Genomic DNA, 15,906 nt, shown 5'->3' with positions numbered 1-15,906 from the left:
ACGAGGGCTCGTAAGTTGACCTAGCGTGCAGTTTCCATGTTTTTGGCACCCCAAAAGCACGGTGCTCGCCAGAACGACGGATGTTTGAACCCCTCCTTCTCGCGAATTCTTACACGCACACGCTTCGCCCCGTACGCTCTCGGGCAAGCACGCTTGCCAAGCAACCCGCACGGCGCTCACGCGCTTTTAGTGTTTCATCGTTTGGTTGGCTGGCTGCTTGATCCGCGCCATTATTTTTGTCGGTATGGCCTTACGTACTCTGCGGCTTCACTTCTTGGTGGGTTGGCGACGTGGTTCGGCGTGCGTCCAAATTCGGTGGATGGTTGTCCGCGGATAGCGCGGGGTGCCCCTTGGGCAGGTTCAGTCACTGGTGGCGAAGCGTGTGGGTATCCGTGTTCGGAGAAGGAGGGTTTCACACATCCGTGGTTCTGGCGAGCACCGTGCTTTTGGGGTGCCAAAAACGTAGAAGCTGCACGCTAGGTCAACTTACGAGCCCTCGTTCTGAAAGCGCTTTCTTTGCTTCGTTTCTTTGTCGCTAAGGACCAAGAAATGACGCGCCGCCACGCGCAGTGGCTAATAGTGATAAAGAAATTAGCAAACCTAAGCAGACCACTAACCTTGAAAGCAGCAACCCGGCACTGAATCAGACCGCTAACCCTGGAAACTGGCGGAAGCGGGGCGCATGGGCAGTCTCGCCGTGACAGATCAGCTCACAGGATAGGCGAAGTCACGAAGGCGCGTGTTGAGCGCCACTCCGCGATCAAAGCCTCAAGGCTCTTGAGTCAGCGCCTGCAAGCGCGGCGCGAGCGTGGTCAGCAAGAGCTCTTCCAGCGGCATGGGCTGAGCAAAGTAGTACCCCTGCGCCTGCGCAGCACCCATCTCGCGCAGCACGGCGAGCGTGGCTGCATCTTCCACGCCTTCCGCCACGAGCGTCAGGTCCAGCGACTCCGCCATCCGCACGATTGCCCGTACGATCGCGCGGCTGCGCGGGCTGGTAGTCAGCTCAAAGATAAACGACTGGTCGATTTTCAGTCCGCTGAAGCGATACTGATGCACATAACTCAGCGACGAAAATCCAGCGCCGAAGTCATCGAGTACCACCGACATGCCGTGATCACCAAGACGTTGCATTGAACGCCTGGCGAGATCGGGCTCGGCAACCAGCGCACCTTCCGTCAGCTCCAGGCAGATCCGCGACGGCGCGACGCCGTGACGCGCGAGCAGGGCGAGGACGTCATCGGCGAACTCCGGGCGCGTCATGCTGTAGCTCGAACAGTTCACATGCACCGGCGGCCAGTCAGCGTGTTGCGGCTGTGCGAGGATCACAGCAACGCGCGTGAGCATGTAGAGATCGAGCCTCCCGATCAGGCGCAAGCCTTCCACCGCCGGCAGGAACTCGCCCGGCGTGATGACGCGGCCGTCGGGTTGGCGCCATCGGATCAACGCTTCAAGCGCCACGAGCTGGCCGCTGTTCACGCAAACAATAGGCTGGAAATACGGCACCAGTTCGTCGTCGCGCTTGAGCGCATTGCGCAGTGCTCCTTCGCGTTCGACCTGATCGGACACCTCGCGACGCAGCGCATGGTTGAACACGACAAAACTGTCGCGGCCGCCGTTCTTCACGCGATACATGGCGGTATCGGCATCGCGCAGGAGATCGGCCGGCTCGTTGTGAAACTGGCTGTCGGGACTGACAATACCAATGCTGCACGACGAAAACACCACGTGGTCGTCTATATGAAACGGCAGGTCGAATGCCGCCAGGATCCGTTCCGCAATTGCCACGGCGGTATCCAGCGGCGCACCCGGCGACAGCACCGCGAACTCGTCGCCGCCCAGGCGCGCGAGCAGGTCGTTCTCGCGCAGACAGCTACGCAGGCGGGCCGCTGCCTGCACCAGCAGCAGGTCGCCGAAATGATGACCGAGACTGTCGTTCACCACCTTGAAGCGGTCGAGGTCGATAAACATCACGGCCAGTTGCTCGCCTTCGCCATGATGATCGCGCCACGCCTCGCTCAGGCGCTGCAGCAGGTGGCTGCGGTTCGGCAGACCGGTCAGCGCGTCGTGCGAGTTTTCGTGTTGCAGCCGGGCGTTGGCAAGATCGAGCTCGCGCGTGCGGTTCTGCACGCGTTCCTCGAGCTCATGGTTGGCTGCATGCAGGGCTTCGGCGGCGCTGCGTCGCGAGAGGGCGGTATCGATATGGCGCGAGACGAACGTCAGCAGTTCCTGGTCGCGCAACGAGTACCGCACGCGGGTGGAATAACTTTGCACGGCGAGCACACCGCGCACGACGTCGCCGTCGAAAAGCGGAATGCCCAGCCACGAACGCAGCTTGATGCTCTCGCCCGAGCGTTCTATTTCGCCGCTGTCAACCAGACGCGTGGCCTCAGCGAGGTCGATCAGGCAGGGGCGGCGTTGCCTGATCACATACTCGGTCAGGCCGCGCTGGTTACGTCGTGGCGCGGGATGGGTGTTCAGCAGTTCGTCTACGTAGTAGGGAAAGGACACGGTCGCCGTCGACCTGTCGACCAGCGCGATGTAGAAGTTTTGCGCATACAGCAACTCGCCGACAATCCCGTGCAGGCTCTGGAAAAACTCCATCATGTCGCCGTGCCGGCTCGACAGCTCTGCGATCTGGAACAACGCCCCTTGCAAATGTTCGGCCCGTTTGCGTTCTGCAATCTCCTGTCTCAACGCGTAGTTTAGTTCGGATAACTCAGAAGTCCGGCGCGATACCGTTTGTTCCAGATCGTCGCGATGCAGAATCCGGTCGAGCGCCATTGCGACGTGCCTGGCGACGACCAGGAACAGCGCGCGGTCCTCCACGCTGTAGATTCGCGAGACGTCGTACACCTGCATGGCGATCATGCCGAAGACTTCGTCGGAGGCGTTCTTGAGCGGCGCACCCATCCAGTATTCGGGGCGATCTCCCACGCAATAGAAGCGGCCTTCCTGCTCGGCGGCAAGGATGCCGGCGGCGTCGATCAGAAGCGGCTGGGCCGAGGTCAGCACCTGGCCGGTCAGCGACAGGCGGGTTGGATCGAGCGTGTCGTAGGTCGCGCAATCGAGCGCGTCGGAATCGATCACATCGACATAATACGGGTAGGTGATCCCGCCGCTCGGCGCGTCGTAAAGCGCGAGATAGAAATTTTCCGCATCGATCAGCGTGGCGAGTTGCTGGTGCACGCCGAGCAGGAACGCCGATCGTTCACGCACGGAGCTCGCGAGATAGGCGATTTCGTAGAGTACGCGCTGGGTGTTTTGCGCGCGTGCCAGCGCGTCGGTCTGCAGGGCTTCACCCAGGCTGCGGGCAAGGTCGGAGAGCTTTTGACTTCCCGCGTGGCTGGCAGGCGCGAGCAGCCAGCCGAGGATGCTTTCGCCGCTGCCCGTCGGCCAGAGACTCAGGCGCCGGGCCGTGCAGAAGGCGTGGAAGGTGTCGGCGGTGAGAAGGCAGGGCCACGTTTGCGAGGCATCGCCCTGACCCGCGAGATGGAGGTCTTCGCCTGCCTGGTACCACACCCACTCGGTGGTATCGACCTGCGCGCGGGCAGTGCGCAACAGCACGTCGACCGAACTGTCCGCGTGGGTCCATCCCGCCGGGTCAATGATCGCGTGAGCGACGTGCGCAGCGGAGTCGTTGCTGCTGTCGTCGGCCATCTGCGTGGTGGGGTAAGCGGGAAAGGCGTTCATCGGCGCTCCGAGCCGAAGGCTCCCCCGGCTCCTGATTCAATCTCGTTCGATGTCGATGTTGCTACTCTTCATCCGGACACTGGAGGGATTGAAAACGCCGCTCCTTCGTTTGTGTGCGCACGCACCTGATCACTATAACGGCACAGCAGCTTGGGGCTTTAGGGTTTTCGTAAGATGGTAAGAGTCAGCCTGTCCTGCTCCCGTATGCACGTTCAATGTGGTGCGTCGCAGATCCCACATCACGCCACCACGCCACCACGCCATCACGCCATCACGCCATCACGCCATCACGCGCCCGACGAACCGCATACCGTCGCAGGGCCGGACATCAATGAGCGCCGTTCCACTGCTACTGAAACTCCCAGCAGCACGATCCCGCCACAGGCGAGGAGCGCACCAGTCCAGCCCGTGGCCTCGAGTCCGAATCCCATCGCGACCACTACACCGCCCGCCCACGCACCCAGCGCATTCGCAATGTTGAAGGCCGAATGATTGAGCGCAGCCGCGACGGTCTGGGCATCACCGGCCACGTCCATCAGGCGCGTCTGCACGGCCGGGACCACGGCTATGCCGAGTCCCATGGCGAACAGGTTGAGCGTGGCCGTCCATTCGTTGGCCGAAGAATAGGCGAAAGCGGCCAGTGCGGCGGCGTTCCAGATCAGCATGCCGAAGATGGTCCAGAGGCGCGACTTGTCAGCCAGCACGCCGCCAATCAGGCTGCCCGCCGTCATGCCGACCCCCAGCGCGCCGAGCAACAGCGGCACGCGCCAGGGCGCCACATGGGTCACGTTCAGCAGCGTCGGCGTGATGTAGGTGTACACCGCAAACAGCCCGCCGAAGCCGACCGCGATCACCGATAGCGTCAGCCACACTTGCAGGCGCCTGAACACGCCAAGCTCGCGGCGCGGCGTAGCGCCGCCCGCGTGAATGGGCGGGAGAAAGATGCGTACGCCAATCATCGTAAGGATGCCGAGCGTGCCGACAAGCAAAAAATCCGCGCGCCAACCGAGCCATTGGCCGAGCCACGTCGCGAGCGGCACGCCGAAGATATTGGCGATCGTCAGGCCAAGCATCACGCGTCCGATTGCCCGCGCGCGCCGGTCGGGCGGTACGAGCGAGGCGGCTGTCAACGCCGCCACACCGAAATACGCGCCATGCGGGACGCCGGAAATAAAGCGCGCGATCAGCAGCAGTGGGTAATTCGGCGCGAGCGCGCTGAGCAGATTGCCGAACGCGAACATCAGCATCAGGCCGATCAACATCGCGCGGCGCGGGATCTTCGCGAAGAAAATGGTGATGAGCGGCGCGCCTATCACCACGCCCAACGCATACGCGCTGATGATGTGACCCGTGGTGGGCAGCGACGTACCGAGGCCGTTCGCGATGACCGGCAGGATGGTCATGGACGCGAACTCACCCGTGCCGATTGCCAGGCCTCCGATTGCCAGGGCGAGTTCGGCGGGACCCGCGCCATAGGGCGCGATCACGCGCGTGAGCGGGTCATTGGGGACATCGATAATGGACATTGGGGAAAAATTGTGGGTTGTGGGCGAAGCGCAATGCAGCATTATCGCGAAATAATTAGTCTTCCGCATCCGCGAAGGCTCGCACGGCCGTGCTGAACGGTGTTGCTGCGCTGCCGAAACGTTAGTCCTGCGTGCTTGTGTCTACGGTCTCGCCTGCCGAGAAACGTTCACGGTAAGCCTGCGGTGTGACACCCATTGAACGCAGGAAGCTGCGCCGCATGGTTTCCTCCGATCCAAACCCGCAGCGCGCGGCCACGCGCTTGACGGGAAACGAGGTATCGCCAAGCAGGCGACGTGCAGCTTCCAGGCGTAATTGATCGATGGCGCGTGCGGGCGTGATTCCCGTTTGCGCCCGATAGTGGCGCACGAAGCTGCGCTCGCTCATGCCCGTGCGTTCGGCGAGCGTTGCGATTGACAGGTCGGCTGCCATGTTTTCGGCTATCCACGCATGCAGGTCGCTGAAACGGTCGCCGGTTTTTTGCAGCGACAACGTCGTGCTGAACTGCGCCTGGCCACCCGGTCGCTTGAGGAACACCACTAGTTCGCGCGCTACATCGAGCGCGAGCGCGCTCCCGAGATCATCCTCGATCAATGCAAGCGCGAGATCGATTCCTGCTGTCACGCCCGCCGATGTCCAGAGCGCGCCGTCACGAATGAAAATGGGCGAGGGGTCCACGCGGACAGCGGGATATCGCTGCCCGAGATGTTCGCAATGCGCCCAGTGCGTGACCGCACGGCGCTCGTCGAGCAAGCCGGTAGCGGCCAGCAAAAACGCGCCCGTGCATACCGATGCAACTCGCCGGCACTGCGCCGCGCGCTCCCTGACCCAGGCCACCTGCGCGGGATCTTTCGATGCCGCATGCACGCCGCGCCCGCCCGCGACGATCAGCGTGTCTGTCGTTTGCTGAGCGGTGGGCAAGGGCTGGGCGAGCAGGCCGAGACCCGCGGTGCTTTGAATCTCCCCCGCGACTGCAGCGACAACACGCGCCATGTAAGGTACTGCGGCTCCGCGCGCGAGCGAGAGTTCGTTGGCGGAGGCGAAGGCCTGGAGCGGGCCGGCGACATCCAGCAACTGGACGTCCGCAAAAGCCAGGATGTCGATACGGCGCGCAGCTTGGCTCATGGCTTAAAACCGGGTTGGCGTGAAACGAGGGTTAATTGACGATTTCGCCAAATCGTAGCGAGGTATTCTAAGTGCGTCTACTTCCTTTTAAAGGTTCATCGCCATGACGCTGCATATCGGTTTCCTCGTTTTCCCACGCGTCCAGCAACTCGACCTGACTGGGCCGCATGACGTCTTCGCGTCGGTCCCTGGCGCGACCATCCACCTGGTTGGAGAAACGTTGGACCCCGTCAATGCGAGCAGTGGTCTCGTGCTGTCGCCCACGATTACTTACGCCGACTGTCCTGCGCTCGATGTCATATGCGTGCCGGGCGGCGTGGGTGTCGGCGAGTTGATGGAGGACGACATCGCGCTCGATTTCATCCGGCGTCAGGCTGCGCAGGCGCGCTTCGTCACGTCGGTGTGCACGGGGGCGCTGGTCCTCGGAGCGGCCGGTTTGCTGCGCGGACGGCGCGCGACCACGCACTGGGCGGCTCATCATTTCCTGGAAAGCTTCGGGGCTATTCCCGTGAAAGAGCGCGTTGTTCAGGACGGCAATCTGATGACGGGCGGTGGCGTGACGGCGGGCATCGATTTTGCGTTGACGCTTCTCATCGGCTTGATCGGCGAGACCGAGGCGCAGGCAATTCAGCTTCAACTGGAATATGCGCCCGCACCGCCCTTCAATTCAGGAACACCTGACACCGCGCCGAAGGCGCTGGTGGATCTGTTGTGGAGTCGCGGCGAAGCGGGGCGTGCTGTGCGCGCTGCAATCGTTGAACGCGCCGCGGCGCGATTGCATAGTTAGCAGACCCGGCGCGGTGCCGATGCGCTCGGGCGTGCGTTTTACCAGAGGCGGATGTCATGCCACGCGTGCGGATTGCTTCGATCACGGTTCTTGCCTCGATTGGCATAGTGCTGGGCGGGGCGCCTGACGCTTTTGCCCAGAGCTCCGATCTAACGCCGGCCGTGCCATCACCAACGTCGCCAACACTCAAGCAGGCGCAGAAAGCGCAACGCAAAGCCGATAGAAAAGCGGCGCGTGCGAAGAATTCGGCGGAACTGAGCAAGTTGGAGAAGAACGGCTATAACCCGGCCGATGATCGTAGCGACTACCCGGATAACTTGCGCCGAGCGCAGGACAAGGCGAACGGGCAGTGAGTTCGCGGGGAGTACCGGGGAGTGCATTTTCATTTCGTTGTCCCGGGTATGCCCGATGCTGAGTAGGCAACGACAACCCGGGAGACCACCATGTCGAAATTTCATCTTGCGCGAGTGATTGTTGCATCCGCGACAATTTCTTTAGCTTTTACGAGCGCAGTGCATGCACAGTCCGCCGCGACAGGCTCCACCGCGCAACCAGCCAGCGGACCGACCACTCGAGCGTCGGAAAAGGCCGATCTGAAAAATCTGGAGAACCACGGTTATCGGCCGACTGCGACCGAGTCGAACTATCCGAACGACATCCAGAAAGCCGAGAAAGCCACCTACGGGTCGGGTGCAAAGGGAGCAACCGGCGCCACCTCAGGCACAAACGCTAAGACGCCCGCCAGTCCAAACAACTGATCACCGATCGCTGATCGATTCAAGCCCATTGACGCTTGCCTTCCGAGCTTACGCTTCGTAGGGGAATGGAAGTTGCGACGGCCGCCTCTGGTTGGGCAGCAGCCTGCTGCCTGCATTAACCTACGGTCGACGCGTGAATGAGAAGAAAAGCCCTGCTGTGCGCTGTATTGTGTGTTTGTGTTGCCGCGAGCGGCTGCACCTCTCTCGGTGCAAACCGTCTCAAGGCCGATCAGGTCGATTATGCGAGAGCACTGGGCGAAGCCAAGAAGCGCGAGATACTCGCGGCTATAGTAGGCATCCGCTTCGCGGACTCGCCGGCCTTTTTGAGTGTCAGCCAGATCATTGCCGCCTATACCTTCGATGCCACCGCCGGGTCCACACTCAGCGCGGGTGACGCCACGCAGAATTTCGCCGCCGCCAACGCCAGCGTTTCGTACTCCAACCATCCCACGTTCACGTTCACGCCGACCACGGGCCCGGCGTTCGCCGCGGCTTACATTCGCCCGCTTGCGCCGGCGCTCGTGCTGCCGCTGGCCGAAAGCGCGATTCCTATCGACCTGCTGTTGCGCATCACGGTCCAGTCGATAGGCGGCCTGCAGAACGCAAACGCACTAGGTGGCCCGAACGCGAACGGCAGTGTTGGATTCTTCGAACTGATCCAGGCGTTGCGGCGGCTTCAACTAGCCGGCCAGCTCAACGTTGAGTCGCACGATGAAGATAAAGGCGGCGGTGTCTACTTCACGCTTGGCGCGACCACGAGCGGCGAGAGCGGGCAGACGTCAGCCGATCTGGCGCTGGTGCGCAGGCTGCTGAAGCTTTCGCCGAAGACCAAGACCTACGAGGTCGTGTACGGCCAGTCGGCCCAGCGTGGCGAACGGATTCCAATGGTCACGCGTTCGGTGCTCGGGATTTTGACGGACCTTGGCGCGCAGATCACGGTGCCTGACGAACTGGTGGCTAGCGGGTCGACCAAGACGACGATCGGCTTGATCGGGGTTGAGACGCGCCCTACGATCGTTGTCAACGTTGGCAAGAAGGCGCCGGAAGACGCGTACATCGACATCCGCTATGGGCCGTCGCACTACTGGATCGACCGGGGTGATTTCGACTCGAAGTACGCGTTCACGGTCGTGCAGATGTTGATGGCGCTGGCGGAGACCAATCAGGACGCGAAGACGCCGATCGTGACGATTCCAGCGGGGTAGGCGCGTGTGATGGGCGGCGAGGCTTGATTCGCAGTACGTCTCGATTCAAGCCTCGATACACTTCAATGTGCTTCGCCGCGACCTGCAGGGCGAATGGGTGGGTTGTCGTCCGGCGCTTTGGATCCAAACCAGGCCGTGTCTGCATTTCGCACGGGCTGGAAGGCCACGACCGGCTCACCCATCTCCGGTGCAACACCGGTCTCGTGGGTCTCATGGGCCTCGTGTGTTACGTGGATTTCGCGTGGTGCACGTGCGATCGGGTTTGCGAACAAGTGCGGCGGCGCGCTAAGCGTCGTGGTAGGCGTCGTGGTCGGAACGCTACCCGTGCTTGCCATTGGCGCCGTGCGCGGGACTGCAGGCGTGCTCGCGACTGAAGCCGCGCGCGGGATCACGATGGCCTCGCGGATTGGCGCAGGGTGGAGCGGCCCGCGTTCAGCAATGGCGGCGTTCTGGATCTCCGCGATTTCCGCCGCTTTCTTCGCTTCGGCAATCTTGATAGCCACATGCCTCAGGAACACGCGCGAGTCGGTGTAGCTCGAGTCGATAGCGAGCGCGTCTTTTGCATAACGCCGTGCGCATCGCCATGAAGCCGAGCGGTCGCATGTGCGAGCGTGTTGCATGGCGGTATCGCGTGCGGCTTCGCGTTGGGCGAAGTCGTCGCGGACCCGCTGGACATCAGGGCTATTGACCTGATCTGCGGGCACGTTGGCCAGGTTCTTTCGAGCCGCGCTCAGGTCGTTGGTGACCAGTGCGAGGCGGGCGAAGTAGAGGCTCTCTCCCGAGCTGCCCAACGGCGGACGCTCAGTGGCGATGACCGGCGCGACCGGCGGCAAGGACAGTTTTGGCAGTTCCTTTTCAACTGACACAGACGGCTGCGGCGCATGGCTGGCGATGGGGACATCGGCGACGGCGCTAGGGCTGGGTGCGGGCGGTAAGGCAGCGATTGCAGGCGGAGTATTGAATACGGGCGCGGGGCTCGGCGCGATCGGCGCGGTTGTCGCGTTCGTTGACGGTGGCGTTGTAGCCGTATTTTGCGCAAGCGTGACGGGTGCTGGGGGCGGCGCCGTTGTCGCGTTCGTTGACGGTGGTGGTGTAGCCGCATTTTGCGCAAGCGTGACGGGCGCTGGGGGCGGTGTTTTATGCGGTGCGGGTGCGGCCACAGGACTCTGTGCGAGCGTGACTACCGATCCGGTACTCACGTTCTTTGGTGCGCGTGCGGCTAGAGGACTCGGCGCGTTGGTCTCGTTCGCCGTCGTCGTGGCTGCGGTCGCTGTCTGCGCGGTTGCAGGGGGTGGTGCGATCGATGTCGCCGTGGCGACGGGACCGGCCGCCGGGCTCATCGTGAGCGTTGATATCTCCGCCCGCAAGGCCACGGCTGCGGTTGTCAACTTGCTCATGATCGACGCGATCATCTCAGTCGTCGGATTCGTCGCCGGGGCGAGCGTTGCCGCTGGTGATGGTGCTTGCGATCGTGCTTGTGGCGCAATTTGCGTCGGGTTTTGCGCAAGTGCGGGGGGCGTCACAACGATCGGCGCAGGAGGCGTTGCAACGATCACTGCAGGGTGCGTTGCAAGGATCACTGCAGGAGGCGTTGCAGGGATCACTGCAGGGTGCGTTGCAAGGGTCACTGCAGGAGGCGTTGCAGGGATCACTGCAGGGTGCGTTGCAAGGGTCACTGCAGGGGGCGTCGCAAGCGTCACTGCAGGATGCGTCGCAGGGATCACTGCAGGAGGCGTCGCAACGATCACCGCGGGGGGCGTAGGAGCGCGCACCGAGGCGGGCTTCGCCGGTTTCGCTGCCGCTACGATCGTCGTTGTGCTGGCCGGTGCTGCGGCTTTCGGTGCATTGCTGGTTGCCACGGGAATGAACGCCGGTGTTCTCGCAGGCTCCGGCAGCGCAGCAAGCCGTTGGACCACGGGCGATCTCAGGCCGGGCGCGTAAGTCAGTGCGAGCGCGACGGCGAGCAGTGAGCCGCCTGCCACGCCGAATGCCACGCGCCGGACGACGCGGGCGCGCGCCCGCGCAATATGCATTGCCGCGTCGACTTCCTCGGGCACGCTCGGATACGGCACGAACATGCGCCCGGGCATCAACATGGCGGCGCCGTTATTGAAGTCGACGGAGTTCGGTGCGGACAATGCGCGGGACCGATCTGTGCCGCAATGCGGGCATTCTTCTTCGCCGTGTGTCAAGGCGTTGCCGCAGCGATGACAAACCGCGTAAAAGGCAGGCGTGCGAAAAGATAACAGGTTCATGGCGAACCCCTCGGGGCAAGTGTCGACGCCGGCTCCTGATGCGAGCCGGATCGTTCGTATAAGAATAGTGCGATTAATTCAGAAGTTAGTAACCCCGTATGTTTTGTAGACCGCATTGATGCATATCGGTGGCACTTCTCCACGCCCGCATCAAGCTGCATCGGGCTACGCTCGTTGCAGCTTGTCTGAATCTGGCTTGGGTGTGGCGGAAAACAGCGAAGAAAACAGGTCGCAGTCTGAAATTCACCGCCTCCCGGTAAGTGACTTGAAAGCCGCCAGTCGCCAGCGTGGCCAAGTTCACATAGGCGAAACGTCTCGTCCGGGTTGCGCATGATAGTGGCTGGGTTGTTTGTGTTCAGCCGGTACCGGGGATGAGTCCTGTGCCACTTGTCGGATCCGGTGACGACAGGTCCGAAGCAATGTTGTAGTTCTTCGTGCGTTCGGGTTGCGGGTTCGGATTGTCGTTGATCAACATGGCTGATGTACCGCAGCACGCCGGGCTGAGACGGATCGAGCGGATCGGATGCAGTCTGGTTGAGCAGCGTCTCTGACTGCGAGTTTTCGACCGGCGGTGGTGCAGGCAAGCTCCCACCTGAATCGATTAGCAATCTTAACGAATTGCTAGTCGGACTTCATTTAAAGATGATAGATATGTCAGAGTTGGATAGTAGACCGCCGCGATATTGCGTTCGGTGGACATCTGTTGAAATGGGCGCCATCAGGACATCCGGTCCCCGTGGCCGCAAATTTAAGGTCGTAACAGGCGACCCAACAGACCGGCCAACAGACAATCGGTAGCTCCGAGAGATATTCTCCCTATAACGGAATTTCTCCGTCCAGCAGGCCTTCGAATTTAAATGTTCAACAGAATAAGGATTTTGAATACTCAGTAACTCAATATTATAGTTAGGATTTAGAATACCCAATAACATAACCTTATACGATTACCGCCTTGTTTGTGTGAGTATTAATTACCGAGCGCCCTGAAAACCGAAGTCGGTCATTATCATTGTCGTCGGCTATATGTAATTATTTAGAATATTTTTTGTAATTTATAAAAATTTGTATTCAGAGTGTCGTAAATAGCGCTAAAAATTTTTTCAAACGCTGGTCTTCCTTCTCTTATTTTTTCAGCTTTGGATGTTCACTCCCGTCGGCCCTCGATCATCACGTCAAGTGTACAGTCCGAGCCTCGTTCGAGGCCCCGCGCAACCGCTTCAAACGACCGCCCAGCATACCTTTGCGCTTTCTACTTCCAGCCATGTGCCGATAGATCATGGCGTGCCATGGAAAGACCGTCGCAGCCGCGGCATCCCAATTATCGAGTTGCGAGAGGCGCGCGCATATCTGTTCGAACATCCGCTTATTCTTTTAAAGCGGTGCAAAAACAGCATCGGTTAGAGCCTTTTCTCTAAAATCGGTATGCTGTCATCAAATAAAGTTTGACCGTGCATTTTTTGTCCTGTTATCGTCGCATCCCATGAAACGCCGGTGACAATCGCGCAAACAGTTCAAGAGTCATCGGGCGCTTCGTTCAAATCGTCTTCACGCGTTAATGACAGACTGAAATGATCGATTCGAATTTACTTTGTCGTAAATCTGCTTAGACAATCGTTCGGCGGTTGCGAAATCCCACCGAGGTATTGCATGGCCGTATCCGTGTCATCGCGTCAGGCTTGCGCGCTGCAACATAAATTCGGAGTGCAAATCAAGGGTCGGAGTGAAGGAAGCAGTTGGCGGAAGTGAACGTTGGTTGCTCGCTGGTTGCTGAATTCAGCGCGCGGCAGTTATAGAAATGGACGGTTCACGCCGGAGGAGTAAAGGTGGGTACGAAAGTCGAAGGGCAATTTCCGGCAGCAACGGCCCGTTTGCAAAGGCCAGGACGCCCACGTGAGTTTGGGCGCAAGCAGCAAAACCCTGTGCGGCGCTTCGGCGGAATCGCAGTTGTTCTGCTCCTGCACATCGTGCTGATCTACGCACTCATCAACGGCCTTGCCACCAAGGTCGTACAAGTCATCCAGCATCCTATCGAGACCAAGATCATCGAGCCGGTGAAGCCGCCTCCGCCGCCGCCATTGCCCACCGTGCAATTGCCGCCGCCGAAGTTCGCGCCGCCACCGCCGCCGTTCGTGCCGCCGCCGGAAGTGCAGGTACAGACGCCGCCCCAGCCGACGATCACGCACCAGGCCGCGCCTGTCGTATCGGCACCTGCCGTGGCGCCGCCCGCACCGCCGGCGCCTCCCGCGCCGACCAAGCCTGTGAGCACCGAAGTCGGCGTGGTGTGCCCGAACTCGGATCAGATTCGTTCGTCGATTCACTATCCGAAGGAAGCGCAGGAGAACAACGTGACGGGCGATGTACTGATTGACTTTGTGGTCGACCCGCAGGGCCATATTACGAACGAACGCGTTGCCAAGTCCTCGGAAGATTCTTCACTCGATCGCGCGGCTTTCAACGCGGTCAAGCAGTTCACGTGCGTTTCCCAAGGCCAGGCCGTCCGTGTGCAAGTTCCGTTCTCGTTTAACTTGAACTGAAACCCACGGGCAGTCCGGTACGGGTAGCGATTTATCGGTCTTCGTTTAGAAGTTGTACTAATGAACATGGAGCAGGCATGAAAAAGCGTACTCTCGCCGCATTGGCGGCAACCCTGTTGTTCGCCGTAACCACGGTGGATACCTTTGTGGCACCGCACATGGCTCACGCGCAAGCTAGCGACGCGACCGCGTCGGCCGCGGCCGCCACCACCGCCGCGCCGCAAACGGCCGGATCGGCCACAGACGAAGCGGTACCGCCGCCGGCCGCGGCTACGTCCGAAACCGTCAACAACCCGTACGGTCTCGGCGCGCTCTGGAAGAACGGCGACTTTGTTGCACGCTTCGTGCTGATTCTGCTGGTGCTGATGTCGATGGGCAGCTGGTACATCATGATCACCAAGTTCTTCGAGCAGTTCCGCGCCAATCGTCGTGCCAAGAGCGCGGACGAGCAGCTGTGGACCGCGCCGTCGCTAGTCGAAGGCGCCAAGATGCTCGACGAAGCTTCGCCGTTCCGATTCATTGCCGAAACAGCCATCGAGGCGGGCGAACATCACGACGAGGCGCTGCTTGAAGCCGTCGACCGCAACACGTGGATCGACACCTCGGTTGATCGTGCCATCACGAACGTATCGAATCGTTTGCAGGATGGTCTGGCTTTCCTCGGCACAGTCGGCTCGACAGCGCCGTTTGTCGGCCTGTTCGGTACCGTGTGGGGGATTTATCACGCGCTGACGGCCATTGGTATTGCTGGCCAGGCTTCGATCGACAAGGTCGCGGGCCCGGTGGGTGAAGCGCTGATCATGACCGCGATCGGTCTCGCCGTGGCTGTGCCGGCAGTACTCGGCTACAACTTCCTGGTTCGCCGCAACAAATCGGTGATGGAGCGTGTTCGTGCGTTCGGCGCACAACTGCACACTGTCCTTCTCGCCGGCAGCCGCCGCTCGGCGCGCGCTACGGCCCGCGAAGCAGCGATGGCCCAATAAGCGGAGTTCGTCATGGCTATGAGCGTTGGGCAAGATGATGACGACGAGGTCATCTCCAGTATCAACACCACACCGCTCGTCGATGTGATGCTGGTCCTGCTGATCATCTTTCTGATCACGATTCCGGTGGTGACGCATACGGTGCCGGTGCAACTGCCGAAGGAGACGATCCAGCCGCTGCAGACCACACCAAAAAGTATTGTCATTGCGGTCAACCGCGACGGCGATTTCTTCTGGAACGAGAAGCTGGTGGACGGCCCGACACTGCTGGCACGCCTGAAAACCGTGTCGGTCATGACACCGCAACCGGAAGTGCACGTTCGTGGTGACCAGAGCGCGCGTTATGAATTCATCGGCCGGGTCATTACCGAGTGCGAGCGCGCCGGTATCGCGAAGGTTTCGTTTATTACCGAGCCGCCTGCACGCGGCGGCTAGGTGTGCATGCGATCGGAGCAGGTGCTTTGCACCCAGTCCGATCGACAGCTTTGCATGGGCTTGGACTAAGTGCTGTGCATGGGGCCGGAGTAAGCGCTAAAGCGCCAACTCTGGCCGACAGCTCAAGCGTGACAGGAGACGATTATGGGAATGAACGTATCTTCGGGCGGCAGCGGAGAACCGGATGTGATGGTCGATATCAACACCACGCCGCTGATCGACGTGATGCTGGTGTTGCTGATCATGCTGATCATCACGATTCCGATCCAGACGCACGCCATCAAGATGAACTTGCCGGTCGGCAACCCGCCGCCGCCGATCACGCAGCCGGAAGTGGTGCAGATCGATATCGACTTCGACGGCACCACGACCTGGAACGGCCAGCCGGTACCGGACCGTGCGGCGCTCGACTCGAGGCTTGCACAGGTGGCCGCCGAACCGGTGCAGGCGGAAATCCATCTGCGGCCTAACAAGCTGGTGCCGTACAAGGATGTCGCTGCGGTGATGGCGTCAGCGCAACGACTGGGCGCGACGAAAATCGGCCTGATCGGCAATGAGCAGTACATGCAATAGGGAAGTGCAATGCTAACGATCCATCAATGGTTCAAAC

General features: G+C 60.9%; 12 protein-coding genes. 8 read left to right on the top strand and 4 right to left on the bottom strand.

Translation table 11 applies throughout. From position 1 onward, the window contains the following. Nucleotides 1–768: 768 nt before the first annotated feature. The 3 genes from FH08_RS0124125 to FH08_RS0124115 all read right to left on the bottom strand — a co-directional run bounded on the left by FH08_RS0124125 (nucleotide 769) and on the right by FH08_RS0124115 (nucleotide 6,339). A complete protein-coding gene (locus FH08_RS0124125; RefSeq protein WP_031360826.1) occupies nucleotides 769–3,690 on the bottom strand; it encodes an EAL domain-containing protein in 2,922 nt (973 codons plus the stop codon). Nucleotides 3,691–3,977: 287 nt separating this feature from the next. Then, the gene (locus FH08_RS0124120; RefSeq protein WP_051888473.1) at nucleotides 3,978–5,216 is read right to left on the bottom strand and encodes an MFS transporter; all 1,239 of its coding nucleotides are present in this window, start codon (nucleotides 5,214–5,216) and stop codon (nucleotides 3,978–3,980) included. Between the two features lie 121 nt (nucleotides 5,217–5,337). Beyond that, the gene (locus FH08_RS0124115) at nucleotides 5,338–6,339 is read right to left on the bottom strand and encodes a GlxA family transcriptional regulator (protein ID WP_031360824.1); all 1,002 of its coding nucleotides are present in this window, start codon (nucleotides 6,337–6,339) and stop codon (nucleotides 5,338–5,340) included. Between the two features lie 103 nt (nucleotides 6,340–6,442). On the opposite strand from FH08_RS0124115, the gene FH08_RS0124110 reads away from it, so the two are divergent. From FH08_RS0124110 to FH08_RS0124095, 4 genes are all read left to right on the top strand, one after another. Then, nucleotides 6,443–7,126 (top strand): DJ-1/PfpI family protein, encoded by a 684-nt coding sequence (locus tag FH08_RS0124110; protein ID WP_031360823.1) that lies wholly within the window; start codon nucleotides 6,443–6,445, stop codon nucleotides 7,124–7,126. 56 nt (nucleotides 7,127–7,182) lie between these two features. Beyond that, complete coding sequence (locus tag FH08_RS0124105; protein WP_031360822.1) at nucleotides 7,183–7,479, top strand: DUF4148 domain-containing protein; 297 nt, start codon at nucleotides 7,183–7,185, stop codon at nucleotides 7,477–7,479. A gap of 90 nt (nucleotides 7,480–7,569) precedes the next feature. Further along, nucleotides 7,570–7,884, top strand: a complete 315-nt coding sequence (locus tag FH08_RS49595) for a DUF4148 domain-containing protein (RefSeq protein WP_051888472.1) — start codon at nucleotides 7,570–7,572, stop codon at nucleotides 7,882–7,884. Nucleotides 7,885–8,021: 137 nt separating this feature from the next. Further along, nucleotides 8,022–9,089, top strand: a complete 1,068-nt coding sequence (locus FH08_RS0124095) for a hypothetical protein (protein ID WP_031360820.1) — start codon at nucleotides 8,022–8,024, stop codon at nucleotides 9,087–9,089. Between the two features lie 62 nt (nucleotides 9,090–9,151). Here the strand turns inward: FH08_RS0124095 and FH08_RS0124090 are convergent, their stop codons facing one another. Next, nucleotides 9,152–11,344, bottom strand: coding sequence for a hypothetical protein (locus tag FH08_RS0124090; RefSeq protein WP_031360819.1), 2,193 nt, complete (start codon nucleotides 11,342–11,344; stop codon nucleotides 9,152–9,154). A gap of 1,823 nt (nucleotides 11,345–13,167) precedes the next feature. On the opposite strand from FH08_RS0124090, the gene FH08_RS0124080 reads away from it, so the two are divergent. From FH08_RS0124080 to FH08_RS0124065, 4 genes are all read left to right on the top strand, one after another. Further along, nucleotides 13,168–13,878 carry an energy transducer TonB gene (locus FH08_RS0124080; protein WP_031360818.1) on the top strand — a complete coding sequence of 237 codons (711 nt, stop codon included), beginning with the start codon at nucleotides 13,168–13,170 and terminating at the stop codon, nucleotides 13,876–13,878. Between the two features lie 77 nt (nucleotides 13,879–13,955). Next, nucleotides 13,956–14,861, top strand: coding sequence for a MotA/TolQ/ExbB proton channel family protein (locus FH08_RS0124075; protein ID WP_031360817.1), 906 nt, complete (start codon nucleotides 13,956–13,958; stop codon nucleotides 14,859–14,861). Nucleotides 14,862–14,873: 12 nt separating this feature from the next. Beyond that, nucleotides 14,874–15,296: an ExbD/TolR family protein gene (locus FH08_RS0124070; RefSeq protein WP_031360816.1), complete on the top strand. Its 423-nt coding sequence runs from the start codon at nucleotides 14,874–14,876 to the stop codon at nucleotides 15,294–15,296. A 144-nt stretch (nucleotides 15,297–15,440) separates the two neighbouring features. Then, the gene (locus FH08_RS0124065) at nucleotides 15,441–15,869 is read left to right on the top strand and encodes an ExbD/TolR family protein (protein WP_031360815.1); all 429 of its coding nucleotides are present in this window, start codon (nucleotides 15,441–15,443) and stop codon (nucleotides 15,867–15,869) included. Nucleotides 15,870–15,906 lie beyond the last annotated feature (37 nt).

Source organism: Caballeronia sordidicola (genome assembly GCF_000729995.1).
Taxonomy (GTDB): domain Bacteria; phylum Pseudomonadota; class Gammaproteobacteria; order Burkholderiales; family Burkholderiaceae; genus Caballeronia; species Caballeronia sordidicola_A.
Note: the sequence above shows the minus strand (reverse complement) of the source record. Positions and strands in the feature narration are given on the sequence as shown.